This is a genomic window from Coleofasciculus sp. A1-SPW-01 (assembly GCF_040217205.1).
In the GTDB taxonomy this organism is placed as follows: domain Bacteria; phylum Cyanobacteriota; class Cyanobacteriia; order Cyanobacteriales; family Coleofasciculaceae; genus Coleofasciculus; species Coleofasciculus chthonoplastes_A.
On sequence record NZ_JAVJNP010000210.1, the window covers coordinates 16,277 to 41,255 of the forward strand.

At 46.2% G+C, this 24,979-nt stretch carries 16 protein-coding genes, 1 tRNA gene and 1 pseudogene; 6 read left to right on the forward strand and 12 right to left on the reverse strand.

The annotated features are described in order from the left end of the window. The first annotated feature begins 2 nt into the window (after positions 1 to 2). From RH949_RS30375 to RH949_RS30385, 3 genes are all read left to right on the forward strand, one after another. Positions 3 to 1,361 carry a DNA double-strand break repair nuclease NurA gene (locus RH949_RS30375; protein ID WP_446358447.1) on the forward strand — a complete coding sequence of 453 codons (1,359 nt, stop codon included), beginning with the start codon at positions 3 to 5 and terminating at the stop codon, positions 1,359 to 1,361. Then, on the forward strand, positions 1,358 to 2,479 hold the full coding sequence (locus RH949_RS30380; RefSeq protein ID WP_446358449.1) for a DNA methyltransferase: 1,122 nt from the start codon (positions 1,358 to 1,360) through the stop codon (positions 2,477 to 2,479). Before RH949_RS30375 ends, RH949_RS30380 begins: the two co-directional genes overlap by 4 nt. 74 nt (positions 2,480 to 2,553) lie before the next feature. Continuing rightward, on the forward strand, positions 2,554 to 4,152 hold the full coding sequence (locus RH949_RS30385; RefSeq protein ID WP_446358451.1) for a gamma-glutamyltransferase family protein: 1,599 nt from the start codon (positions 2,554 to 2,556) through the stop codon (positions 4,150 to 4,152). Between the two features lie 419 nt (positions 4,153 to 4,571). Here the strand turns inward: RH949_RS30385 and RH949_RS30390 are convergent, their stop codons facing one another. Then, the gene (locus RH949_RS30390) at positions 4,572 to 5,777 is read right to left on the reverse strand and encodes a Coenzyme F420 hydrogenase/dehydrogenase, beta subunit C-terminal domain (RefSeq protein ID WP_446358453.1); all 1,206 of its coding nucleotides are present in this window, start codon (positions 5,775 to 5,777) and stop codon (positions 4,572 to 4,574) included. A gap of 525 nt (positions 5,778 to 6,302) precedes the next feature. On the opposite strand from RH949_RS30390, the gene RH949_RS30395 reads away from it, so the two are divergent. Continuing rightward, complete coding sequence (locus RH949_RS30395) at positions 6,303 to 6,854, forward strand: Uma2 family endonuclease (protein ID WP_446358455.1); 552 nt, start codon at positions 6,303 to 6,305, stop codon at positions 6,852 to 6,854. Positions 6,855 to 7,293: 439 nt separating this feature from the next. Here the strand turns inward: RH949_RS30395 and RH949_RS30400 are convergent, their stop codons facing one another. From RH949_RS30400 to RH949_RS30450, 11 genes and pseudogenes are all read right to left on the reverse strand, one after another. Further along, complete coding sequence (locus RH949_RS30400; RefSeq protein ID WP_083799013.1) at positions 7,294 to 7,740, reverse strand: cation:proton antiporter domain-containing protein; 447 nt, start codon at positions 7,738 to 7,740, stop codon at positions 7,294 to 7,296. Then, positions 7,714 to 8,414 (reverse strand): annotated as a pseudogene (locus RH949_RS30405) (ATP synthase beta subunit C-terminal domain-containing protein); the annotation flags it as partial. The pseudogene RH949_RS30405 and the gene RH949_RS30400, both read right to left, overlap by 27 nt. After that, the gene (locus RH949_RS30410) at positions 8,381 to 8,797 is read right to left on the reverse strand and encodes a hypothetical protein (RefSeq protein ID WP_446358457.1); all 417 of its coding nucleotides are present in this window, start codon (positions 8,795 to 8,797) and stop codon (positions 8,381 to 8,383) included. The gene RH949_RS30410 and the pseudogene RH949_RS30405, both read right to left, overlap by 34 nt. Before the next feature lie 487 nt (positions 8,798 to 9,284). After that, the gene (locus RH949_RS30415; protein WP_006100826.1) at positions 9,285 to 9,530 is read right to left on the reverse strand and encodes a helix-turn-helix domain-containing protein; all 246 of its coding nucleotides are present in this window, start codon (positions 9,528 to 9,530) and stop codon (positions 9,285 to 9,287) included. 350 nt (positions 9,531 to 9,880) lie between these two features. Further along, positions 9,881 to 10,237 carry a KGK domain-containing protein gene (locus RH949_RS30420; protein ID WP_446358459.1) on the reverse strand — a complete coding sequence of 119 codons (357 nt, stop codon included), beginning with the start codon at positions 10,235 to 10,237 and terminating at the stop codon, positions 9,881 to 9,883. A gap of 72 nt (positions 10,238 to 10,309) precedes the next feature. After that, positions 10,310 to 16,135, reverse strand: a complete 5,826-nt coding sequence (locus RH949_RS30425; protein WP_446358461.1) for a CHAT domain-containing protein — start codon at positions 16,133 to 16,135, stop codon at positions 10,310 to 10,312. Positions 16,136 to 16,919: 784 nt separating this feature from the next. Next, the gene (locus RH949_RS30430) at positions 16,920 to 17,738 is read right to left on the reverse strand and encodes a DUF928 domain-containing protein (protein WP_083799005.1); all 819 of its coding nucleotides are present in this window, start codon (positions 17,736 to 17,738) and stop codon (positions 16,920 to 16,922) included. A 318-nt stretch (positions 17,739 to 18,056) separates the two neighbouring features. Next, positions 18,057 to 18,380, reverse strand: coding sequence for a thioredoxin (gene trxA / locus RH949_RS30435; RefSeq protein WP_044206943.1), 324 nt, complete (start codon positions 18,378 to 18,380; stop codon positions 18,057 to 18,059). Between the two features lie 290 nt (positions 18,381 to 18,670). Continuing rightward, entirely contained in the window at positions 18,671 to 19,834 is a 1,164-nt protein-coding gene (locus tag RH949_RS30440) for a GuaB3 family IMP dehydrogenase-related protein (protein WP_446358464.1), read from the reverse strand. 412 nt (positions 19,835 to 20,246) lie between these two features. After that, positions 20,247 to 22,304 carry an SPFH domain-containing protein gene (locus RH949_RS30445; protein ID WP_446358466.1) on the reverse strand — a complete coding sequence of 686 codons (2,058 nt, stop codon included), beginning with the start codon at positions 22,302 to 22,304 and terminating at the stop codon, positions 20,247 to 20,249. A 121-nt stretch (positions 22,305 to 22,425) separates the two neighbouring features. Beyond that, a complete protein-coding gene (locus RH949_RS30450; RefSeq protein WP_446342119.1) occupies positions 22,426 to 23,106 on the reverse strand; it encodes a DUF1449 domain-containing protein in 681 nt (226 codons plus the stop codon). 205 nt (positions 23,107 to 23,311) lie between these two features. Between RH949_RS30450 and RH949_RS30455 the strand changes: the two genes are divergently transcribed. Together RH949_RS30455 and RH949_RS30460 are read left to right on the forward strand one after the other, a co-directional pair. After that, positions 23,312 to 23,382: transfer RNA gene (locus tag RH949_RS30455), tRNA-Cys, on the forward strand. Between the two features lie 737 nt (positions 23,383 to 24,119). After that, on the forward strand, positions 24,120 to 24,950 hold the full coding sequence (locus tag RH949_RS30460; protein WP_446358468.1) for a hypothetical protein: 831 nt from the start codon (positions 24,120 to 24,122) through the stop codon (positions 24,948 to 24,950). Positions 24,951 to 24,979: the final 29 nt, after the last annotated feature.

Consider the following 24,979-nt stretch of genomic DNA (forward strand, 5'->3'; position numbering starts at 1 on the left):
TTATGCCATACGAAGGAGAATTTGCCAACTATAGACCCCTACGCCGTCTTGTAGAGAGTGCGCGTGTTAATAAGCTACTTGGCAGTTATAAAATCCGAAGCACTTCCGAGCAGCTAGAGTCACTTGAATCTCTCAGTCCGATCAAGTTTCAGCCTGGTGATTGGACACCCAACTATCTAATAGCTATAGATGGAAGCCATGCAGAAGTAGATATCAAAAATGGTTTTCCTGGTGCTGAAGCGTCCTATGTAACAGTAGCTTCTGTGATTCTAGATGTTGCCAAAATCAAACAACTTGATCAGCAACGTCCTGTTAATCCGAAGGAATTCCGCACAACAGAGAAAGCGGAATCAATTGACTGTGCATTACCTGGATGTAATATCATCACAGAGGGTGAAACCTCAGCTAAAGCTTCACTTAGGAAATCAATTTTTGAAGTTTTTAGCTCTGTTCGGATGTCTTTTGAAGGTGAATCCCTGTTAGATACCTACGAGGCACTTCTGAAGTACAAACCTACTACTGAACGTAAGCAGGAATGTCCCTACGAAGATTGTTTAAGAGAATACAAGCGCGGAAATGGCAAATATACCTGTCCCTGTGAGCTGTCGCGCTCCCTATACTCTACTGATGCCCTGCGTATACACGAACGAATGAATCCAGCAGGGACAAACGGTGCTATATTTGCTGAGATTATGCAAGTGTGGGAACGAGTTTGGGTTGTGCATATATTAAGAACACTGGAAGCGAAAAACTGGCTGTCTAGCCTGCGTAGGCTTGCTATTGTACTAGATGGTCCTCTTGCTGTTTTCGGACAACCTGCCTGGATAAGTCAGGCGATTTGTCAAGAACTCTCTAGAATTAACACTTTAGCCAAGAAGGTAACAGGAGGAAAAGATATTCTTCTCATTGGAGTTGAAAAGACAGGTACATTTGTACAGCATTTTGAAGATATAGACCGCCAAGAAGATGGAGAATATGGGTCTTTTCCTTGTCAATCCGTTGCATTACTAACTGATGACTACATCAAGAAAAACATTATTTTTTCCGATAGCCAAAGACCTTATGGAGATGCTACATACTTTGGACGCAAGTTTTTCTACAAAACGAAATCGGGTGCGCGGTTAGTGGCTACCTTACCTTTCCTTACAGATAATTATAAAGACTTAAAAAGGGCTGAACCGTCCCAGTATCCACGTCTTGCAGATGCAGTCGGGCTTCTCGATCAACTTATATCCTCCCGATTTCCCAATGCTCTTGCACCATTGGTTTCAGCCAATTCAGAGGCAGCTATACCTTTAAGTCTTGGAAACAAGGTATTGGAAAGCCTTGCCAAGGAACTTATCACCAACGAGGGAACATGAAGGTGACATCGACGAACCCATTGAGTCTGAGTACAGCCACAGGTCGATGGTCTGGCTTGGGTCCATATTATGCGATGTTCCCTCGAGAATTTGCTTTTAACGTCATAGAAACCTATTCAAAACCTGGAGACGCTGTCCTTGATCCATTTGCTGGTCGTGCAACCAGTATCTATGCGGCTGCTGCCATGCAAAGGTTAGGCTGTGGCATTGAAATCAATGCCGTTGGTTGGCTTTATGGTCATGTAAAATTAAAGCCAGCTTTGCAAAGGAATGTGTTGCGACGCATCAATAATATTGGTGAAATAGCTAAATCAATTGACTCAAAAAAAATTGATGGACTACCAGAGTTTTTTTTAGTTTGCTACTGCCCTGATGTATTGCGATATCTTGTTGTTGCTCGTGATGAACTGCGGTGGAAAAACAGCATAGTTGATGCAACTCTAATGGCAATTATATTAGTTCATTTGCATGGCAGGCGAGAACAGTCATTATCAAATCAAATGCGCCAAGGAAAGTCCATGGCTCCAGACTACTCAGTTCGTTGGTGGAAAGATAGACAATTGACCCCGCCAGACGTTGATCCAGTAGAATTTCTTATTCAACGTCTTCAATGGCGCTATAGGCATGGAATCCCCAATTTAAGTAAAAATGGAACCGTTATACGTGGAAATAGTATATCATTGTTGAGTAGAATAAAAAAGAAAGTTTCCAATGGAGAAAAGAAACCTTTTGATCTTCTATTTACTTCACCGCCTTACTATAAACTTACAAATTACCACTATGATCAGTGGTTGCGTCTTTGGATGCTTGGAGGACCAAATCAACCCACTTGGATAAGTGAGAAGTGGAAAAACAGATTTGAATCAAAAAGCGCGTATTGTGATTTGCTGTATCGAGTATTTAGAGGATGTGCTGAAATCATGGCTAGCACGTCAATCGTTTATGTCAGAACCGACGCCAGAGAGTTTACTAAGACAACAACACTGGAGATTCTCCGTGATGTTTTTCCTAATAAATCCCTTGAGATAGTTTCTAAGCCATTTATTAAAAATACTCAGACAGCACTATTTGGTGATAAATCAAAAAAACCCGGTGAAATTGATATTATAATGCGATAATGTGACATTTATATTTATTGGTAAGGTGGTAGTCTCTACCTAGCAGGTATAACAATGCTACTGGACACAAATTGATGCAGCCAAATTCTCTAACTGACTATCCTTACCCTTCAACGCGACGGGTAATCATGGGCAAACATTGTGCTGTCGCCACCAGCCAACCCCTTGCCACATTAGCGGGGATGGAGATGATTTGGGCGGGGGGGAATGCTATTGATGCGGCATTAGCGATCGCGATCGCACTCACGGTGGTTGAACCCACCTCTAACGGGATTGGCTCTGACGCCTTTGGGTTAGTCTGGGATGGTCAGTTACATGGACTCAACGCTTCCGGTAAAAGTCCTCAAGCCTTAAGTTTAGACCATTTTGCTGGAATGGAGAACATCCCCCAACGGGGGTGGTTACCCGTCACCGTACCTGGCTGTGTCTCCGCTTGGCGGAGATTATGGCAACGGTGGGGAAAATTATCCTTTGAGCAGTTATTTGCCCCAGCGATTCGCTATGCTCGGTCAGGATATCCGGTTTCCCCAGTTACCGCAACCGCTTGGAAACAGGCGGAGGCGATTTTCCTCCCCCTGAAGGGGCGAGAATTTGAGCCGTTTAAATCTGTATTTTTTCCGAATAACCGGGCGCCGCATCCGGGAGAGGTGTGGGGAAGTGAGGCTCATGCCCAAACCTTAACCCGGATTGCCCAGACTGGGGGTGAATGCTTTTATCAGGGAGACATTGCTCGTGCGATCGCGAATTTTGCGGCGGATACGGGTGGTTTATTAACCGTAACCGATTTCGCCGCCCATCAAGCCGATTGGGTGAACCCGATTTCCACCACCTACCGAGACTTACGGGTTTGGGAAATTCCCCCCAACACCCAAGGATTAACGGCATTAATCGCCTTGAATATCTTAGAAGGATTCGACTTAAGTCAATATCCCCGTGACTCTGTGGACAGCTATCACCTGCAAATTGAAGCGATGAAGCTGGCTTTTGCCGATGCCAAGCGTTATATCGCCGATCCTCGATTTATGGACATGACAGTTGAGCGACTCCTAGATAAAGACTATGCCCAAACCCGTCGCCAGTTAATCACAGAAACCGCGATTCCCTTAGCCCAACCCGGTTTAGCCAAAGGCGGAACCGTCTATTTAGCCGCCGCCGATGGGGAGTTGATGGTGTCGTTGATTCAATCCAATTATCAAGGCTTTGGCAGTGGGATTCTGATTCCGGGTACGGGGATTGCCCTGCACAATCGCGGGTGTGGGTTCACCTTAGAAACAGGTCATCCTAATCAAGTCGCACCCGGAAAGCGTCCCTATCATACAATTATTCCCAGCTTTCTCACCCAAGACGGTCAACCCTTAGGACCTTTCGGCGTCATGGGGGAATATATGCAACCCCAGGGACATCTACAAATGGTGGTGAATCTGGCAGACTATAGCATGAATCCCCAAGCGGCACTAGATGCCCCACGATGGCAGTTTATCGCCGGAAATCAGGTACTTTTAGAGCCAAACGTACCGTCTGACGTGGCTTTGGCACTTGCCCAACGGGGACATGATATTGAAATGAGTGCCGACAGGAAACGATTTGGCAAGGGTCAGATAATTTTACAGCAGGGAGGCGTTTTCGTTGCCGCATCTGAACCCCGTGGGGATGGGTTGGCATTGGCGCTGTAGGGGCGGTGAGAAGCAGGGTTGTAGGGGCGGGTTTAGGCACTCAATGTTGAATCCTACCGATAACATCTGTAGCAAAACCCGCCCTTACTAACGTCAAAACCAGATTCCATCGTCATTCATTTGTCATAACCTCGTCACACCCTCTTTCTAAAGTAGAGATTATCCTCACTTATCCGCCCCAGATGGGAATATACCAAGTTGCGCTCAAACATAGTAGATAGGACAAGCAGGGGAAGCAGGGGAGGCAGGGGAAGCAGGGGGAGAGAAAGTTATCTCTTTGAATGCAACTTGGTATCAGCTAAAGCTTAAGTCTCTGAACCCGTTTAAACGGGTTTAAGCTTTTAGCCAGAACTTTAGTTCTAGGCTTACTGATTCATTGAAATCGCAACGTAACCCCACTCCCTTGATTGATAACTCTCTTAATCGGGTAAGTTATACTGTCCCACAATTCGCTTAGCAAACTCTGGCACATGCGCCGCTAATTTCTTTGGGTGATAGCGCTTCACATAGAGATAATTGCGGGTAAAGTGGGAGTCAATCGAGAAACGAGCATACTCCAATCCTTTCGGACCAATCTTTTCAATCACCACCCCCATTAATTTGGCTGCCCACATCGGTAAGGTGACGCCTTTATCATACGCCGGAATACTCTGTTGCACCGCTTGATGTCGGTCCCCCTTAGACGTAACCGATTGCGTTTCTAGCTGATTTTGCACCAGATCCAGCATTTCCTGTCCCCGGTCATTTCGCACCACAATCCATTGCCAACCAAAGGGTGCGCCCATGTAACCGACAACTAAATCTGCTAGGGAGTTGACATAATCAAAACAACTCATGCAAGACGGGGCAAATACATCCTTAAGTTCTTTCGTATTCAATCCGAAGAAGGGGACTTTCTCAATTGAACCATCCTCATGCTTAAAGTGAACTTGAAAGTCCTGCATAAACTCGTAATGCACCACAGTATCAGGAGACTTACTGGTGGTGTCTAGGAATTTCTGCAAGCCAGCGCGGGTGACATTATCCACACAGGGCGTCCCCAGAACATAGAGTTTTTCTAAGCCCAGTTCTTTTTCCACCGCCCGTAATGCCTGAATCTGACAGCCGACGCCAATCACTAATAGGCGTTTCATCCCCGACTGTTCAATTTGTTCCAAGACTGACAGGTTAGGAGACAGGGTTGGCTTATTCACGCGGGCGGCGAGAATCTCCTCTGGAGTTCGGGCAATAATCGGCATCGGTTGAAAACGGTCTTCTTTGGTATTCTGCACACAGACAACGCCTTCAACTTTGCCACTGGTGAGCATTTCAATAGCGATGGTGCTGACAATTCCTGTCCACTGCGCCCCTTCAATCGGTTGAAGTTTCCGCGCCGCCATCATGTTTTGGTTGACGCCAAAATACCAATCATCGGGATTATCCAGATTCCGGCTACGTCCATGGGTTTGGGTTTCTAATTCGGGAATCTGTTGGTTAAGAAAGGCACAAGCTTCCTTGACATAATGAATATAGTATGTATCACACAGACCACATTCGCTACAGAGTTCCTTGGCAGGGCGTATAGTCCCTGGTTTCAAGGCTTTGGCTTTTTTGTGTTTGGCGGAGTTGGGAGTAGTCGCAGTCATTGAAAAGGATTTTCTCTTAACGGGAGTTCTTCTCTCAAGATATCTTAGTTCGTCGTTGGGGATAAGAGCCTAATTAGGGGCTGCTGAATAAGTTTTGTGGTGAGGGGGAGCGGGGGAAGCTGGGGAAGCTGGGGGAGCGGGGGAAGCTGGGGAAGCAAGGGTACATTTGTCCTGAGCAAGGTGATGCCATACTTAGGGCTTGCTGAATAAGTCGGAGAAAAATAACCGATGGACTACTTATGAAGGATGCTACCCGATTTCCTTGAATCAAACCCTGTTTCAATAAAGCTCAAAGTATTGATGGGTTTTGCGGTTTTGGCTTTGTGCAGCAAGCCCTAATTAAGAATGCCACTGACTGGTATGCTGGTGGACTCTTGCGAAGTCGAAACCCACCCTACGGTATATTAAAGGTTTCGGCGATTCTAAAATGCTTATTTCAGTGCCATTAAGCCGAATACCGAGTTGCGCTCAACGGTAATACAATGAATTTATCAATCATTCTAGATATAGACTCAAAGAGGTTCTATGGCTTCTCTGACAGCTCTGACCCGCAAAGACTTGGAGAAATTACAAGCAGACCATCCTGAGTATCGCATGGAGTTAGTTGACGGGCAAATCATAATTATGAGTCCATCGGGTTATGAGTCAGATGAAGTCGTTGCCGAATTTGTCCGGGTTTTAGGTAATTGGGTAAGACCTCAAAAGCTTGGTCGGGTGACAGCTTCTAGTGCAGGTTTTGACCTACCCAATGCTAATGTCAGAGCGCCTGATGTTTCTTTTGTTTTAGCTGAACGGTTACCCAGAAGTACTCATTCGTTTGCGGAACTGGCTCCTGATTTAATGGTTGAGGTAAAGTCCCCAACAGATACCTTAAAATCGTTGAGAGATAAGATTCAATTTTTTCTGGAGCAAGGAACAAAAGTTGGTATTTTGATGCATCCGCAACAGCGCCGGGTGGAAATTTATCGTCCTGAGTCTGAGGTCGAAATTTTAGGCGATGGTGATGTACTAACGATTCCTGATTTACTTCCAGGTTTTGAGGTCGCTATTGTTGATTTGTGGTCGCCAGAATTTTAACTGTTTATCTTCCCGACATCCCACACCCTGCCTATCCTTCACGTCTCTTGTCACCCCTTCAGGGAGTAGAGTTTTTCACCCACAATTCTAGGGAATATCTAACACTTCGACAGCCTCAGCAACGATCACAGGCTTTCCGACATACTCAGCTTCTATCGTTATATTGTTCATGGTGATGCTCCGATAAAAAAGTTTTCAGAACTGTAGGGGCGGGTTTTACTATTAACGTTTTTTGTTGGTATCTAGGTAACTAAACCCGCCCTTATTTAAGTTTTTAAGGTTCTAAATGTGCCAGGGTTCATCTAATTTAAAATAGGATAATTTCCTAATAGTTAAGGGAGTAAAGAAAGCCAGTGAATTAACAACGGTGCGATAGCCAGTAGGCTGACTTGCACTAACGCGATCGCAATCCAGACAATAAGCTGCGGTGAAATAGGCATCAGTTACTTACTCCTGTTGGAATTTCAGGCAATTTGTTCAGCAATGAACGCAGAATAATCGGTGCTAGGATGCTAGTCACCGCAGATACAACAACCATGGCGGCGAAAACCTGATTAGATACCGCCCACTCCCCTAATGAGAGTCCTTTACCCATGACAATCATGGTAATTTCGGCGCGAGGCACCATACTAACGCCGATTAACGCAGCACCCGTCCAACCTGTGGTTAACAACGTGGGACCCCCCGCACCAATAAGTTTGCCTAATACGGCGGCGACAAGGAGAATTCCTCCCATCCCCAAAGCCGCCGTTAGCGCACTAGGATTAATTTTCAAGCCAATCCCAATGAAAAAGAACGGCGTAAACAGTTCGTATAAAGCGTCTCCCCCGCTCCCAGACGCGCCATGGCGCGTCTCTACAAGTGCTTCGTCGATAGAACCAAGCATATAGAGCGATCGCTCAGAATAATCGCTAAACTCATCATTAAGAATGCGCTCACATCCATCCAAAGCTTCGTCTAAACTCACCAGTTTGCCCTTTTTCCCGGTAAATTGTTCAGTCGTAAAGAAGGGTTGAGTTAAGAAGCGCTCAAGTCGTCGCGCCCGGTTGACCGTTTGGCGATCGCGCTGGGATAATTCCTCCATCCCTAACATGGCGATAATGTCTTTCAGCTCCTCATAACCCGCCAAGGTACTCTTAATTTCTTGAGCAATTTGATAGTGACGTTCTCCCACAATCGTCGGGCTTAACATCTTAGACCCCGATTGCAACAAATCCACCGCCGGATACAATCCCTGACTCGCCCGTTTCCGAGATAGAACCAGCGAAGCGGATAAATGACCAAACGTATTAACAGCAGCACATCTTGCTGCACATCATCCCGAAAATACTCTGCCATAGTCAGAGCCGCATGACCAACCCGGAATCTAGCACCTGGCGGTTCATTCATTTGCCCGAATACCATCACGGTACTCTCTAGAACCCCCGCCTCTTGCATATCGCGATACAGTTCTTCCGCTTCCCGGTTGCGTTCGCCAATCCCACAGAAGAAACTCACCCCTTCATGCTCAGTTACCATGTTGTGGATCATTTCCGTAAGCAGAACCGTTTTACCCACACCACCTCAATCACAATCTTGTCATCCTCACCCGCCCGAAGCTGACTATACATTTCCGGAAGCTGATGCGGAAACTGAACGTCGATGACGCTGCTGCGAATGGAAACGACGCTTCCCTGGTTGGTTTGATTTTGATTGGCTCGATGCAAATTTTCGGTTGTGTTCATCTCTATCAATCCCTGACAACTATCCACAGCCACTCTCATCTGAGAATTGAAGCTGTGGGTAAGCATGGGGTAGTGACCTCTCCAGAGGACTAATCGCGTATGTGGTTGAGTATCCTTATTATTAATTAAGTCAGTATTTGTGTTTAAAACATCCTCCTTTTGAAAGAGAGAGGGAGTTGGCAAGGTATAGCAACCGCCATAGCGGTTAGGACACATCATTTAAGTAGAGACGCGCCATGGCGCGTCTCTACAATGGTGCCGAAAGTCCCAATCGATGTGTCTACTGCTATATATCAACGAGAAGAGGAGAGGGGTGAACATGATCTAACAACCTGTAGGGGCGACCCGCTTCCATCAATTCACAACACCCGTCCATTCAATTCGGTCGGGTCGCCCTTTATTCAAACTACAAGTTCTATGGGATAAACTGTTCAGTCATCCAAGGAGTTTACGTTTCATGACATCTGGCTAAATGAGGTCGTTTTGACCCTTCCCCACCTTAGAAAAAACCTGGCTTGTAGGGGCGGGTTTAGGGGCAAAATTAACAGACAAACCAATAACCTTTCTACAAAACCCGCCCTGCCCCAACTTTTCCGGCTTTTCCCATGCCCTCAATCGTGTCAAAAAATTTTCGCCGCGTAAATCTACACAAATCTGTGGTTATAGGGAGTAACAATCACTACTTCCAATGAACCACTGGCATATTTCAGGTTTTATCGCTGTCCTGAAGGTAATCCCCCAAATAAAGCCGGACAAACTCATCCGCAGCGGCTGGCTCAAGACCGTGTAAAGCTTCAGCAATACTTCGGACAGTTTCAGCACTGGGATCTGTCTGCTCATGAAACCAGCGAAAAACAACGGAAGGTTTAACTCCCAACGTGAGAGCCAATTTGTTCTGGCTGATGCCGTAGTTCTCCAAAACTTGCCGAAGGACTTTGCCTGCTTTTCCCATGTTCCCCATCGTGTCAGAGGAAGATCAGGAAGTAAATATTTGCAGATCTGCGAAGATACAGCGTACAATTTGAGTATTCGCAGATCTGCGAATACTCCAGGTAAACGCAAATCAGGGAAACCCCAATGGTTAAGAACGTTTTGACCGATACTAAACCCCCCGAAGCCTCGATACAGCTACGAACCAAGCTGTAGGGGCGGGTTTAGGGGCAAAATTAACAGACAAACCAATAACCTTTCTACAAAACCCGCCCTCCCCAACCTCACACTATGGGATTGGGACAAGACATTGTGTCGCCATGATAATCAACCTCAAGTTACCGTGAGGTGGGCATTGCCCACCCTACATCTCTAGCCCATCATTCCAATAATCGGCAGTTCCTCTTGCTCTGGTGATGTCCCGCCTGTATTTAAGGCTGGGGATTTCTGAGTCTCAGTTTCTTCAGGAACAAATTCCAGGCTGATTCTCACCGTACCTTTTTGCCAACCTTTAGCTGTAAATCTCAAAACTTCAGCCGAAATACCCTTTTCACTAAACCAACCATTCTTGTCTTGATTCCATCCCTCTAACCCTTCAAGCTGCATCCTTATCACTTCTAGAAATTCATCCACTCGGAACGTGCGATTTCCAATTAAAAGTTGTGTCGATTCATCAACCGACAAGACTTCACCGCTCAAAAGTGGTTCAAACTGATTATCTACACTCATTTTTTCCGATAAATGTCATTGTTCTATTTGTTAATTGGAAAATTCACCTCTTCTCCTCCGCACCTCTACCTTTTACCACGGATTACCAACAATACTAAATGCTGACCAGTAATAGGGATGAGATAAGTCAGGATTACCAGGGTTAGCATCAGTAATTGGCAAAGTAATGGCTTTATCCGATAAGATTAATTGATTGTCTGCATACTTAACCTTTCCTTCAATCATTGCCATTTGCGCCCGTCGCCATGCTTCCGCTTTAATCGGTGCATCATCCAGATTATTGTAAAACTCTGCCATCATTGGCAACGTTCCCCAATCCTCGATGTACCATAAACTGGCTAATACTGATTTAACTCCCGCTTTAGCCGCAAATCCGGCAAACCCCAGTTCAGCACTCGGATCACCTAAGGCAGTACGACAAGCACTCAATACCACTAATTCTACAGCCGGATCATGCCAGCCTAAACTACGAACTTCGTCTATTCCTACCTTAGTATCCCATAACTGAATATAAGAATTACTAGGTGCGCCCGGTTCAAATTCTGCATGGGTAGCCAGGTGAATAATGCCAAAGGGTTTTTCTTCTCGTTGTGCCTTGAGATTGTTAACGGTAAAATTCTCATTGATAAAGGCTTGACCACGCCATAAGGTATTGGTCAGAATCGATACTTCAGCCGCCGCTGCTGGTAATTGTTCCAGAAGAGGATTATCGGGAAAATCTGAAGCACCCATTGCCAAAACAGGCATCGTTTTAATATTGGCATAACGGGTATCTGTGAGACTCACACTGGGCATCAAACTCACACTATATCGCTCCACGATAAAGTTATCTCCATCATGGATAGCGGCTATGGGCAATGAGCGCAACCCTTCATCAAGAATAAAGACTAAATTCTCAATTCCTGTTTCTTGCAATTCTGTTTCCAAGGGTGCCACTAGCCATTGATACAGTTGTTTTGCTCCATCTAAATATCCAAACCCACCATCAATAATTTCCTGGCGAAAATTCTGTCCTGTACTCAGGACATCAGACTGTTTAGCCCCGGATACTCGCTTACTAATTACATCCCGATCTGCTGTTACCAGCATCAGTTCTAATTCCATTTCGGATTTAGTGCTACTCGGTACAAAAACCCCATAAATTACAGCAGGTTTGACCCCAGTTGCCACTTCAATGCTACGCAAGCGATTGCGGATTTCATCCAAGGTGAGGATTTTTTCTGCCTCCATTCCCAGTTGTTTCTCAAATGCCTGGGTAAAGTAGCGCTCTATTTTGTAAACATCAGCATTGATAATTGGCTCTTGATCCAAGGCATTAGGAGTAGGAGGACGTTCTAAAGGTTTCTCAAACTCTATTAACGGATTGGTTGGATTAGTTGGAGGATTAGTTGGAGGATCAGTTGTAATAATCCGGATATTACCGAGCGTATAACTTCCCGGAAATGACTGAACAGGTGCAATCGTAAACTCTCCACTGGTAATGGCTTGTGCCGTACCATTCGTATTGCCATTACCGACAACAAAAGGCTCAATCACCTCCTGTGCGCCACCATCATGACGAATCGTAATATCGCCGCCACCGTTACCGCCTGCTGTAGAAATACTAGCTTCTATCCCATTTTGATCGGTAAAGCTTCCTGTTGCTTGAAAGAATCGTTGCGTAGTGATGTCAACATCACCACCTTGACCATTGCTTCCGCCTTGGGCATTAATAGAATTGACGGTAATATCTTCCAAAGGATCGAGAATAACGTTGCCGCCATCGCCTTCAGTGCCGCTAGAATTGATAGCTTCAGTGGTAATACTAATCTTCGCATTGACGATAATATCGCCACCCGTGGCGGCAGAAGAATTCAAATTACCCGTATTAATTGCTTCGGCTTGACTGGTGAGATTAATTGTGCCGCCAGACGTTGTGATATCTTCTGTAGTTAAGTTCCTATTGGCAGTAACATTTACATCACTACCACCAGAATCTAAGTCACTACTCGTGGCGTTTCCTGCTTGACTGGTGAGGTTAATTGTGCCACCAGAGGTTGTGATATTTTCGGTGTTTAGATCATTACTAGCCGTTGCGTCTACACTACCACCGCCGGAATTCAAGTTACCGCTAGTGATGGTTCCTGCTTCACTGGTGAGATTAATTGTTCCACCAGACGTTGCAATATTTTCTACAGTGATATTGTTCGTTGAGCTTAATTCAACATTGCCTTCAGTTGCGGTAATATTGCCTACTATCAAGCCATCACTGGTGTTGAGTTCTAAATCTCCATTGAATAGTTGTAAATCACTCAAATTAACTATGCCAGTTCCTGATTGATGCGTAAAGCTAGTGGCTGCGATCGCGTCTTTTGCCGTTACATTCCTCGCACTAGCAATAGTCAGATTTCCCAGAGGTGTATCGCTACCGACTTGTCCCTCAAAGATTACATTACCCGTTCCCGTCGTCAGTGTGAGATTTTGCGTCCCATCGAGACGATTATTAAACAGGATATCTCCCGTTCCAGCACCTGTAGACAAGAACGTTTCACCCGTCAAACTAAACGCCGGATCAACTTCAATAGTTCCACCCTGACTGTTGAAACGAATTTCACCCCCATTAGTAGAAACATTACCCCCATTCTGAATTTCTATATCGCCCCCTTGACTAGCGAAATTAATCTCACCAGTATTGGTAGAGACATTACCACCACTCTGAATTTCTACATCGCCCCCTTGACTAGCGAAATTAATCTTACCGTTCGCCGTCGAGACATTACCACTGGTTAAAATATTTGCGCCAGCGGTTGTAATATCCACATTTCCGCCAACGTTAATCGTGTTTTCAACATTAACGTTTCCACCTGTGGGATTATTATGTTCTACAATTAGATCTCCTGTCTGAGTAATAATCTCGCCTTTAACATTAATATCTCCCCTTGCTTCTCCTGGATCGAGTTGAAGATATATATCACCATTCCCCGCATCCAGTGTGAAGCCATCAGCTATTTCTATCAAAGCGTCGCCAGGATCACGATAGTCTTGAATCGCTTCGCTATCATTGGCAATTAAGATTAAATTGCCATTATCTGTAGTGATATCAGCATTGACAAAAATACTGCGACCTGCTCTTAATTTCAGTGATCCTCCAGTTCCGTTTTGATTGTCAGTGATAATTGACTCATTTACAGTGATGTCATTATTTGCCTGAAACTCTATCTCGGTTCCCGTGTTAGTAATATTGGTAATCGTGGCGACATCAATTGTCACAGATTGGTCACGATTATCATTAAACTCGAAGCTGGAGCCAAACACATAAGCATTCCCTTGCTCATTCATATCTCCTGGCGCTCCCACTACCACGTTTCTTTCTACCCCAGCAACCGCATTACCAAAATCGGTGGGTGACTCTGGGGGCTTGGGAAAGGTTTGCCACAAACGTCCAGTGTCAGCATCGAGCAGGGGTTCATATAAATAAACAGCATTTTCTCCGGGGGTGCTGACGACAACGTTAAACCCTAGGGCGGACTCTGCTGATTCTACTGCTGCGACTGAAGTACCAAATTGATCATTATTAGAATTGGGACTTGAAAAGGTGTTTTGCAACTCGCCATTTTGATTAAACCAATAGGCGGCACCTTGAACTCCTTGTCCTAGATTATCACTAGGAGCGCCCACCAGTATGTCCGATCCCATCGCGGCGACTGAATAACCAAACCGTCCGCTATCTGTCGGATTGGGACTAATCAAACGTTGCCCATTGTTAGGATCACTATCCTTAAATAGATAGGCGGCACCTGCCGTTTTTGTCTCGTTGTTGATAGTAACCCTTTCTCCAGGCGCTCCCACCAAAACATGGTTTTCCACGCCAGCTACCGAATAGCCAAATTGACCATCATTGTCAGAATTGGAACTGAAAAAGTCTTTTAGTAAACTACCGTTACTGCTATCGAATAAATAAGCAGCACCTGCATCGGTTTTTCCGTTGTGATCATCTCCTGGAGCGCCAATTAGAAGATTTGACCCTACCCCAGCAACTGAAAAGCCAAACTGATCTTCAGCTTGGGGAGTAGGATTAGACAAAGACAAGTATTGCCACTGATCTCCTTCTGGAGTAAATAAGTAGGCAGAGCCGACATTCGATTCTCCTCCTATATCATCTCCAGGAGCGCCAATTAGCACGTTTGATCCTACTCCAGCGACAGAAAAACCAAATTGGTCTCCCGCTGGATCATCCGAATCGGGATTTAAAAAGCCATACAATAACCTGCCATCGTTACCATCAAATAAATAAGCAGCACCTGAATTGTTTCCCTGCGTATCATCTCCAGGATCACCCACTAAGATATCTGATCCAACTGCCGCTACCGAATATCCAAATTGATTATTTGTGGGGTTATTCGGATTAAAAAGTTCGGTTAATGGAGCATTAGTATCCCCAATCGTGATATTTTTAGGATCAAGTAATAATGTACCAGGTTGACCATTCAATGCTCCTGCATCAGCATAACCCGTAAAAATCAATAATTCCTGACCAGAAACCTCGATAAATCCCCCATCTCCTGCTTCCGTTCCCCCACGGGCGCTAATGGTTCCATAAAAGCCCGTCACCTCATCTGCCCAAACAAACACCTCACCGCCTGTTCCCTGGACTCCAGCATCAGCCGTAATTACAGAGTTTTCACTAACTAGGGTTTGAGACGCATTAAACCCACTTCCTTGACCTTGATAGTCGCCGCCAAGTCGTACTGTTCCCCCACCATACATCCCAGAAGCGTTAATGGTGGCATCAAATACACCAACTTTGTTGCCAAATACATTCACCGACTGGGAATCAACGCCGGGAGACTCATGAGACACATCCAAAGTGCCAGAGGCGATCGCAACTCCGGCTTCTGCCGATACAGTAATCCCAGACTCCTGAAGCTGTACTTGACCTGTATCTGTAACTGTTAATCCCGTGTCCACACTTTCATCTGTACCCGTCAGCAGTGTTGGTAAATCCAAGGGATCAATTGCCTCTATCTCCCCATTCTCATTGGTAGATGGTACGATTTCTAAACTTAATAATTGTCCCGGTTGACTGATCCGCACCCGATTGGATTCCGGTACAGCCGCCATTGTAATGGTGCCGCCCGGTGCAGTCAGTTGCCCGGTATTAATCGTATTTCCTGCCAGTAGGGTTAAATTATGTCCTTCTGATACGGCTAGATTGCCAGCATTAATTAGGGTTGCAGGTTGAGCTAAATCAAAGGCAAACTGATTGGGATTACCGATTAACGTCTGATAGTTATTTTCACTAAAGACATTGAACCACTGATCTCCCGCAAAACCAATTCCTGTCGCGGTTGTAGCTGTAAACGACGCGGGAACATTTAAACTGGCATTCGCCCCAAATACAATCCCCGCCGGATTCATTAAAAATAAATTTGAGTTGCCCCCGGTAACTTGAATCAAACCATTAATAATTGAAGCTTCCCCACTAACTACCCGCCCCAAGATATTGCGAATTTCAGGATTAGACAAAAAGTTGGCAATTTCACCAGCGGAAAGACCAAAGTATTGGAAACTGTGAAATAGATTTTCCCCATCTCCGGAAAATGTGCCACCGTCGATGTTAAATTGGTTACCGTCTTGCTCAACCGTGGTCCCTACCTGATCACCTGCCCCGGTAACGGACTGAGCCACGATTAGACTTGGGGGGTTGATCCGTGTGGCTTCCTTGGTTACAATAGAATCTTTAGCAAAAGTATTCTGAGTAACTGAAGTGTTTGTCAATAGAGAGCTGGGGTTAAACTGAGGAACAATCGGTACGTCTGCTTTATCCACCTTGAGAGGGATTGAAGTCGCCTGAGTCGGCTGTATACTGGTAACACCCAAAAAAGGTAAAGTAGCCAACAGCAGAATTGCTCCTTTCATTGCAGAATTAATCATAGGGGCTACAAAACTCCGTGGAATAAATAGAACTGATGTATAGGACTTGACAGACAGAATTTTACTCAACCCTAAATAAGGCAAGTCCAAATTAGAAGCCGCACCGAATCCCAATACGATTACTCAGCTATCAAATGATACGTTGAATTTTAAAGAGACACCAAAACTATTGCGGTTGAATTGTCGTCGAAAGTATCTGAATAATCAATCTGGATGATATCACTCCCCTTTCCAGGGTTAAGCTATCTGTTATTGGTTTTAGCTATGGTTAACCTAGGCATAAGTTCAGTACATACCTATCAAAGAAATTCAGAAGCCGGAATCCCTTTGCCGAAATGACTCAATTATGGTTAGCCACCAACCTATATTCTCCAATGACAACAAAATACTAAACCATTGGACAAGAAAGCACAGTATTTAGTGATACACCACCTAGTACTTGAGAAAATATCCAATCTACTTCTTTATAGCACACTGTTTTAAGGGTCAAGCGGCTATCGAATTAAAATTAGGGGCGATAAGCTGTTTCTAGTACACGAGAACAGCCAAAGTGCAAAAATGAGGGACTGATCGAACGAGATAGTGTAGCGGGGTCTTACAGCGGGTCTTACAGGCTCGAATCAAGTCGCTGATATCTCGTGTTTAACGTGGAATTAGGAACATCCAGTAGAGATAGGGGTTTTTGGCAACGATGGAAGACAAGCAACCTTCGTTAGAGAACAGGGTGATTGATAATTCTCAATTGAGAACCACTATGCCAATGGGGGGATCACTGAGCCAAAGCACTACAGCATTCAGTAATGGGTTTGGATGCGATCGCGTCGAGTTCAATATCCTCTAACAAGTTACTCCAATCCACCGCCAGGGCGTAATTGGCTGTCTGAGTACGGCGAAGATTGCCGATCAGGGTGAGAGGGTCAAACCAAATCCCATTTTGGGCTAAAACAACGGCGCGATCGCGGGGAGTCAACGCCCGATTCAATCCTTGTTGGAGTTCAGCCGTTAAAGGAACACGTTGGATGGAACCTCTAACTCGGACTCGTTTGGGATCAGTGCGAACAATCGCTGCTTGGGGATCTTCACAGTAAACGGTAAAAATCCAGTTGTAGTATTGGTTTTCCTTTAGCGCGGGTAGGGTTGGCGGTAAAGAAATACTAATCACACCGGGTAGGGCGTTCGTCACAGGATAGGTGGTTTCGTACACTTTCTCACCCTGATCACTCCAGAGGGCAAATTTCATTGAGTCGAATGTATTCGCGCCATCAGGAATATAGAACCAGAAGGTGGGATGTTCCTCTACCGTTAATCCCACATTGGTATCGGGAATCAGGGCGAACAAAGATTCTCCAGATTGACTTCCCCCACAGAGACTACGACTCGCGCCACCTGTACGATTACCGGAACGGGGGCTTCCCCGACCCGATAGATCCAGATTAAACTCAAGCATATCTTGCAGCGAGGGAGTATTACTCGCTGAGTTGGTCGGTTGAGAGTAAGTCGGAATCGGACTAACCAGACAACCTACCACGACTGATGCGATCGCCACAACCCGTTTGATGGGTGGAGGCGATATAGGTATCCTACTCATGACTTAGTAAAGTCTATAGATTTAGACACTTACATAGTACAAGTGGCAGTGTCTTAATCCGGATTTACGATAGAAAAACAGGTAATTATATTGGTTTGGGGACTAGACATAAACTCAAGTTGCCAACTTGCTGATTTTATAATGATTTCAAGATTGGCAATTTACCCCGCTTTTCACCGCTTTTCTAGCTTTTGGGTTATGTTTGCCAACCTAATCGAGAGCTTACAGGCTTTTTGTAGCTGTAGCGACTCCTCGCGCCTGCAAGCCTAACTAGCCTTAACCCGATTCGGCTTAAGGCTTAACTGATTAGGGAAGGGATTAGAGATACTTTTCTAGAGTGTTTGCTAGCGTCGTTTTCGGAACTGCACCCACAACCATATCAACTCGTTGTCCTCCTTTAAAAATCATTAAGGTCGGAATGCTGCGAATCCCATACTGACTGGCTACATTAGGATTTTCGTCAGTGTTGAGCTTTACAACTTTAATCTGACCTTCGTACTGTTGTGCGATTTCATCCACCACAGGTGCGACCATCCTACACGGGCCACACCAGGGTGCCCAAAAATCTACTAAAACGGGAACGTCACTATCTAGGACGTCTTGCTTAAAACTGGCGTCTGTAACTGCTACGGCTGTTGACATGCCTGGAAATCCTTGCGTGTACTATTTTCTATGTGTCTTGGGATATTTTACCACAGAGAAAACTGAGCGCTCCCCTGCAAAAAAAGTATATATTTCGACATAAATCGTCACATTTAGTCGATTAAGATGTTAAGCTATCCTGACATTAGAGCTTAACCCCCAAAAAGGAACCGCCCGAACATAGTCCGGGCGGAGTGTGGTGTGAGGAGTGAACGGAAACATGCGTCTCCGCTTTCTCTATGTTAACTTACATCAGTGGGGTTTGGGGCAGTTTGTCAACCCCAAAAATTTTATTTACCCATTCCCAACTGCTGCGCTTTCTGGTAAACTTTCCCTTCTGTCAACAAGGATGGCGCAATCACCACCTCCACTTGCTGCATTTCTTTCAAGTTCTTAGCGCCCAAGGTTCCCATACTGGTTTTCAGCGCACCTAAAAGATTGTGAGTGCCATCATCCAGTTGGGCAGGTCCAATCAGAATTTCTTGTAGTGTTCCTGTACTCCCCACCTGGATGCGCGTTCCTCGGGGCAGAACCGGGCTAGGGGTTGCCATTCCCCAGTGAAACCCGCCTCCTGGGGCTTCTTTGGCACGAGCCAGAGGAGAGCCAATCATCACCGCATCTGCGCCGCAAGCGATACATTTACAGATATCTCCCCCGGTAATTAACCCACCATCAGCAATAACTGGCACATAATTACCCGTCTCTTGATGATAGTCGTCACGGGCAGCCGCACAATCCGCCACCGCCGTCGCCTGGGGGACTCCCACACCCAGAACGCCCCGCGAGGTACAAGCGGCACCCGGACCAATGCCCACTAATACAGCCGCCGCACCTGCTTTCATTAAGTTCAGGGCAACTTCGTAGGTGACACAATTGCCCAAAACCACGGGCATTGGCATATCCTGGCAGAACTGGGCTAAATCTAGGGGGGTGACTGACTCTGGTGACAGGTGAGCCGTGGACACCACAGTGGCTTGGATGAAGAATAAATCAGCACCCGCTGAGGCGACAATTTCACCATATTTCATCGCGCCTGCTGGCGTCGCACTCACCGCCGCAATCCCACCTTGGTCTTTGATTTGCTGAATTCGCTGGCTGATTAATTCCGGTTTAATCGGTTCAGCATACAACTCCTGCATCAGATTAACGAATTCTGACTTACCCACAGAGGTAATTCGCTCTAATATCGGATTAGGGTCAGCATAACGGGTTTGAATGCCTTCGAGATTAAGCACCCCTAGCGCTCCCATCTCAGATAGGATCACTGCCATTCGCACATCGATCACGCCATCCATTGCACTGGCAATGATCGGAATCTCTCGTTCGATGCTCCCCAAACGCCAACGGGTGTCTGCCAAATTAGGGTCTAGCGTCCGTTGTCCGGGGACTAGTGCGATTTCATCGATGCCATAAGCTCTGCGAGCTGTTTTACCTCGCCCAATTTGAATATCCACGCTTCTCTATTCGTTCCCAAGACTATTTAAGCTAGGGTATCAAATTTTGTTCTTTGTCATTTGTCATTTGTTAGGGAACAGGGAACAGGCAATGGGCAATGGGCAATAGGCAATAGGCAATAAGCTGTCATGCATTTAAATTGGGTATTAGTAGCGAGCAAGATGCAAAGCCTTCGGCATGGCTTCGCTAAAGCCTGCGGCATGGCTTCGCTAAACGCACTACAAGGATTTCACCATTATTGACATTAAGGTTTAAATGCCGAACAGCTTAGGTAAGGTAGAGTTTTGAGTTAACTTCCCCAGCTCCCTCTGCTTCCCCAGCTCCCCCAGCTCCCCCAGCTCCCTCTGCTCCCTCTGCTCCCCCAGCTCCCTCTGCTCCCCCAGCTCCCCCATCTCCCTCTGCTCCTTTGCCTCAACTATGACGGGTTCTGGGATCTTCGCGATCGCGATCGCTCTTTGCCCCAGATGCACGATGGGGTGGCGTAGAACCCTCATCACTCTTAATCTGAGACGGTTCGACAAGTTTCGCTGCTGAGGACGAGGGTTGTCGTTGTCCAGGAGATTTTGACGGAGGAGGGGCTGGCGGTGTTTGCCGCTTGACTAAGGCTTGAGTCTCCAGTTCGGCTGAATACTCTGGGGTATTATGGCTTTCATTTCCTCCATTTTGGCTGGGATTATTTCGTACCAACTGACTCACTTGACCAATTAAGTTTCCCAGCTTCCCTTCATCCAGAAGTGTGTTGATTAAGGATAAGCCACTGGTCGAGAGTAAGAGTTTGTTAATATCACCCATGCCATTCCCATGACCATTACCATTACTACCATTCATCCCGGGGAACGCAAAAATTCGGGTATCGCCTAAAATTCCCGGTTGTGGCGCTAAGGCTTTGGCGATTTCTGGCAGTTTGTCTACCAAACCGGGCCAAATTGTGGTCAGCACTTGGGCGCTTAACTTGGAGTCACTCAACGTATTCTCGGCTTCAATGATTGCCCGTTTCCCTTCAGCTTCAGCCAGGGCTTTATCCCGATTCGCTTGGGCTAAGGTGCGAATGGAGTCGGCTTCTAATTCTGCCGCTTGACGGGCAATTTCCGCTTGACGACGACGGCGGAAGACATCAATCTCAACCACGTTTTGGTCAGCAATCCGCCGCTTTTCTGCCTCTTGTTCCGCTGTAATCAGGGATAGGCGTTTTTCCCGTTCTGCTTTTTCAATCTCCGTAGCCGTAACCACACCCGATTCCGCTTCAGCGCGTTCGGCTTCTGATACAAAGCGTTCCCGTTCTTTATTGGCGATCGCGATCGCGGCTTCCTGTTTCGCGACTTTCGACAAGCGTTCGGCTTCAGCTACCCGAACTTGGGCTTCTAGGCGGGAGGAATCGACGGTTTGTTGACGGGTAATTTCAGCAATTTCTGCTTCCTGTTTTTGCAAGGTTTGGGCGACTTTTAGCTGTTTATTCCGTTCCTCTAGGGCAATATCAGCTTCAATTTGGTTTTCTTGAACCGAGAGTTTGCGGCGAATTTCTTCTTCTTCAACGGACTTATCTTGTAAAATCTTCGTCCGTTGTACGGTGGCGGCTTCTCGGTCTTTGGCTTCTTGAATTTCCCGTTGTCGCTGGGATTTTAGGGATTCAACCTCTAGTTGTTGTCCTAGTGACGCTTCTTCTTTTTCTTTGACGATTCGCAGGGATTGCTTTTCGGCATCAAGTTCCTGCTGTTCAATTCTTACCTGGGTACTCAGTTCAACTTCCCGTTTTTGTTGGATGGAGCGTTGAATGGTTTCGGTTCGCAGGCGTACCCCTTGGGCATCGAAGAAGTTATTGGTATCGTATATATCGCTTTCTTCGATCTCAGAAATGGCGATATTATTCAGGGTTAAGCCAACTTTTTTTAGATCCGGCTGAATCAGATTCAAGACTTCATCGGCAAATCCAAGTTTATCCGAATCAATTTCCGGTAAACTCTTCTTCTTCGCAGCGGCTCGAATTGCATCATCTGCTCGTTTTTCTAGGGCTTCTTTAATATCTTCCGTAGAAACTCGTCCTTGTTTCGAGAGTCGGGCAGCAGCGATTAACACATCCTCTTGATCGGCATTGATACAGACATAAAAGGTTGCTCGCATATTTGCCCGCAGGTAGTCTTGAGTCCGCACGGCTAGATTTCCAGTCCGTTCCACATCAATGGAAATTTCCCGTAAGGGGACACGGGTCAGTTCATGAAAACCGGGTAAAACGATACAACCGCCATAAAGAATAACGGATTTCTTTTTGACGAACAATCCGCCCGTTCTGACAAATGCTTCGTTATTGGGAGTGATTTTATAAATCAGTTTGTACGACCATAAGCCGGCGAGAAGCAATACAATGAGTGCGCCAATCAAACCGGGAAAAAAGAGAATACCACTGGGAAGTTGTGCCAGGGTAGAGGATACTGGGACAGGCTGGGACGTTGAGGAAGTAGATGATTGTGACATGGTAGTTAGCGATTAATACTCTATAGGTTTTATTAAAGCTTGGGAATCATACACATTTAAAGGTTGTGTAAAAAGAATCACATTTTGCTATAACCTTACACAAGGGTTGTGTATGTATCTGTTAAGGTGAATCCTTAAGTTGGGGCGAATTAGACAACCATTGCTGTTGATCAGAACTATCTTTAGTAATCACCCGGTAGCTTTCTGGTTGTCGTTCAATGACTAAGACGTAATTACCGCGATTGGGAATAACTTTTGCCCATTGAGGAAGGGTGGCATTAATCGTCACCAGATTACCACTGGGATCGATAACATCCACTTGACCAATTTTGCCTTGGCTTTCCAGGGGAATTGAAGTGGTACTGACAGTACCCTGGCAACCAATTAAGCGATCGCCACTGGTATCTTCACCAAAGGCGGCAAATATTTTACCCAAGGGTCGAGAAATTAAGCTACCACTGAATAAACTCAGCAGCAGGGATGCGCCGCCGACGACACCACCGAATAAACCTGTGGGAATCGTACCCGTGACATTCGCGATCGCCACATTAATCATCCAGCCAAAAACTCCGACTAGACAACAGTCAGTGGCGAGTAACAAAATCAGGGGGACTTTACCCACACCGAGAAAACTGAACATTGATCCCATGGCAAAATCGCCATCGGCATCCACATCGGCATCCGCATCGGCATCGATATCAAAATCATCATCACCACCACCGGAGACAATGACAACCAGAAATAAGAGGATGCCCATCCCTAGGAAAATCCAGTAAGGCAGGTTAAGCAGGTTGAATAGCATGGATCGAGGTAGCGATCGCGACTGTAGCGGGACGCTCTATTAACGGATATTCTCAGACTAGCGAGGAATGAACAAAATGGTTTCACCCCGCTAAGATACTTAACGTTTTGCTCGCCGAAAAGAATTCTTGGCGAAAAAGACACATCCGGATGAGATAGGCTATAATCCTTTATTGTAGAGACGCGCCATGGCGCGTCTCTTACACGGCGGCATCGCCAAGTGGTAAGGCAGGGGCCTGCAAAGCCTTTACCCCCAGTTCGAATCTGGGTGCCGCCTTTTTTTTTGGAAAGTGTGATCCCTGTTGTGTTCGCGCAACTGGGCGGGTTGATTTTCCCCCTCATCCCCTAACCCCTTCTCCCACCGTGGGGAGAAGGGGAACCGCACCAATTAACAACTCCAGTCCATTGAATTTGATCGGGTTGCCCTCTTCTTATCGGGTTGCCTTCTGCTCAATCCCTTGGTCAACACCCTTTGTTATCGAGAGAGAAAACCCAAGCGTGAGAGATCGCCAGGGCAACTATGAAGGGACAAAGAGTGACATCTCCTAGTGTATCAATTGTCTCAACGATTGCGATCGCCTAAACATCGGCACAGGCTCTATTTGTCGGGTGCGTTAATGAAATGTAACGCACCCTGTATAGTGCGATCGCATCTGTATCTGTCGTCCTGAGTCGAGTTCGAGGCTCAAAGCGTCCTCGGCGAGGCTCAGAGTGTCCTTAGTCAAGGCTCAAAGCGTCCTCGGCGAGGCTCAGAGTGTCCTTAGTCGAGGCTCAAAGCGTCCTCGGCGAGGCTCAGAGTGTCCTTAGTCGAGGCTCAGAGTGTCATGGGCGAGGCTCAGAGCGTCCTTAGTCGAGGCTCTATTGGCGTCATACATCATGATGCTTACCGTCACCCGATCACCCCACACTGGCAAGAATTCAAAGCCTCTCAAGAGCAGGAGAGAGGTTTGGAGAGAGGTTTCCCCCTCTGTCTTTTGCTATACCTGAGTTAGCATCTCCCGTCTCAATTCCCTCATGGATGAAGAACGCCAACACGCCTATCTAACCCTGATTAATGCCCTATTAACCTGTCCCAGTGGTGAGGAAGGGCAGATATTACAGGATAACGCTGAGTTAGTGGATGCTGGGTTGCTGGAAACCATGGCACAGGTAGCGGAAGCGTTCGCAGATAGGGGGGATGAAAATGCGGCGCAGTTTTTAATCGGAATGGCGAATCAGTTAGGGGAATTCTTGGGATTATCTGACTCAACGGCTACTCCTGAAGCTCAACTGCGTTTCCTGATGCAGGTATTACAAGCAACGTCATATAGTGATGGAAATCCGCAAGTTGTCTATCCCCTCCTCCAGGAAAACCTGCATCTATTGGATGATAACTTTGCCCAGATATTGTATGACTGGGGAACGGCAAAACTGGCAGAGGTGGAAGCCGAACCAGCCCAAGCTATTGCCGCCACTATTGGTAATTTCAGTAATCTGATCCAGCAGTTTCCTTTAGGGAGTCAAGCCACTAACCTAGAAATCGCGATTACAGGCTATGAAGTGATACTGACTATCTTTACCCGCGAGAATCACTCAGAAACTTGGGCAACCCTTCAAAATAATCTGGGGAATGCCTACAGTGACAGAATCCGGGGAGAAAGGGCACAGAATATCGAAAATGCGATCGCTTCCTATCAAGCCGCCCTTCAAGTCAGAACCCGTGAGGCTTTCCTCGCGACTGGGCTTAGAGAGTCAATTGGACTTTGGACAAAATCAGTATTTTTGCGTATTACTTACGCAAATAAAATAAGGAACAATAACTCCTCTATCTCAGCTCGAAGAAAAGCTCAGAAATACCGGATTTAGAAGGTTACAGAGTAAAGCTTAGGAGACTT

What these genes read in the sequence shown, in the direction of transcription:
- RH949_RS30375 (WP_446358447.1), top strand. Translation starts at nt 3, where the DNA reads ATGCCATACGAAGGAGAATTTGCCAACTATAGACCCCTACGCCGTCTT.
- RH949_RS30400 (WP_083799013.1), bottom strand. Translation starts at nt 7,740, where the DNA reads ATGCTTGGTTCTATCGACGAAGCACTTGTAGAGACGCGCCATGGCGCG.
- RH949_RS30390 (WP_446358453.1), bottom strand. Translation starts at nt 5,777, where the DNA reads ATGACTGCGACTACTCCCAACTCCGCCAAACACAAAAAAGCCAAAGCC.
- RH949_RS30450 (WP_446342119.1), bottom strand. Translation starts at nt 23,106, where the DNA reads ATGCTATTCAACCTGCTTAACCTGCCTTACTGGATTTTCCTAGGGATG.
- RH949_RS30410 (WP_446358457.1), bottom strand. Translation starts at nt 8,797, where the DNA reads ATGATGTGTCCTAACCGCTATGGCGGTTGCTATACCTTGCCAACTCCC.
- RH949_RS30425 (WP_446358461.1), bottom strand. Translation starts at nt 16,135, where the DNA reads ATGAAAGGAGCAATTCTGCTGTTGGCTACTTTACCTTTTTTGGGTGTT.
- RH949_RS30445 (WP_446358466.1), bottom strand. Translation starts at nt 22,304, where the DNA reads ATGTCACAATCATCTACTTCCTCAACGTCCCAGCCTGTCCCAGTATCC.
- RH949_RS30385 (WP_446358451.1), top strand. Translation starts at nt 2,554, where the DNA reads ATGCAGCCAAATTCTCTAACTGACTATCCTTACCCTTCAACGCGACGG.
- RH949_RS30380 (WP_446358449.1), top strand. Translation starts at nt 1,358, where the DNA reads ATGAAGGTGACATCGACGAACCCATTGAGTCTGAGTACAGCCACAGGT.
- RH949_RS30430 (WP_083799005.1), bottom strand. Translation starts at nt 17,738, where the DNA reads ATGAGTAGGATACCTATATCGCCTCCACCCATCAAACGGGTTGTGGCG.
- RH949_RS30395 (WP_446358455.1), top strand. Translation starts at nt 6,303, where the DNA reads ATGGCTTCTCTGACAGCTCTGACCCGCAAAGACTTGGAGAAATTACAA.
- RH949_RS30415 (WP_006100826.1), bottom strand. Translation starts at nt 9,530, where the DNA reads ATGGGAAAAGCAGGCAAAGTCCTTCGGCAAGTTTTGGAGAACTACGGC.
- RH949_RS30420 (WP_446358459.1), bottom strand. Translation starts at nt 10,237, where the DNA reads ATGAGTGTAGATAATCAGTTTGAACCACTTTTGAGCGGTGAAGTCTTG.
- RH949_RS30460 (WP_446358468.1), top strand. Translation starts at nt 24,120, where the DNA reads ATGGATGAAGAACGCCAACACGCCTATCTAACCCTGATTAATGCCCTA.
- trxA (WP_044206943.1), bottom strand. Translation starts at nt 18,380, where the DNA reads ATGTCAACAGCCGTAGCAGTTACAGACGCCAGTTTTAAGCAAGACGTC.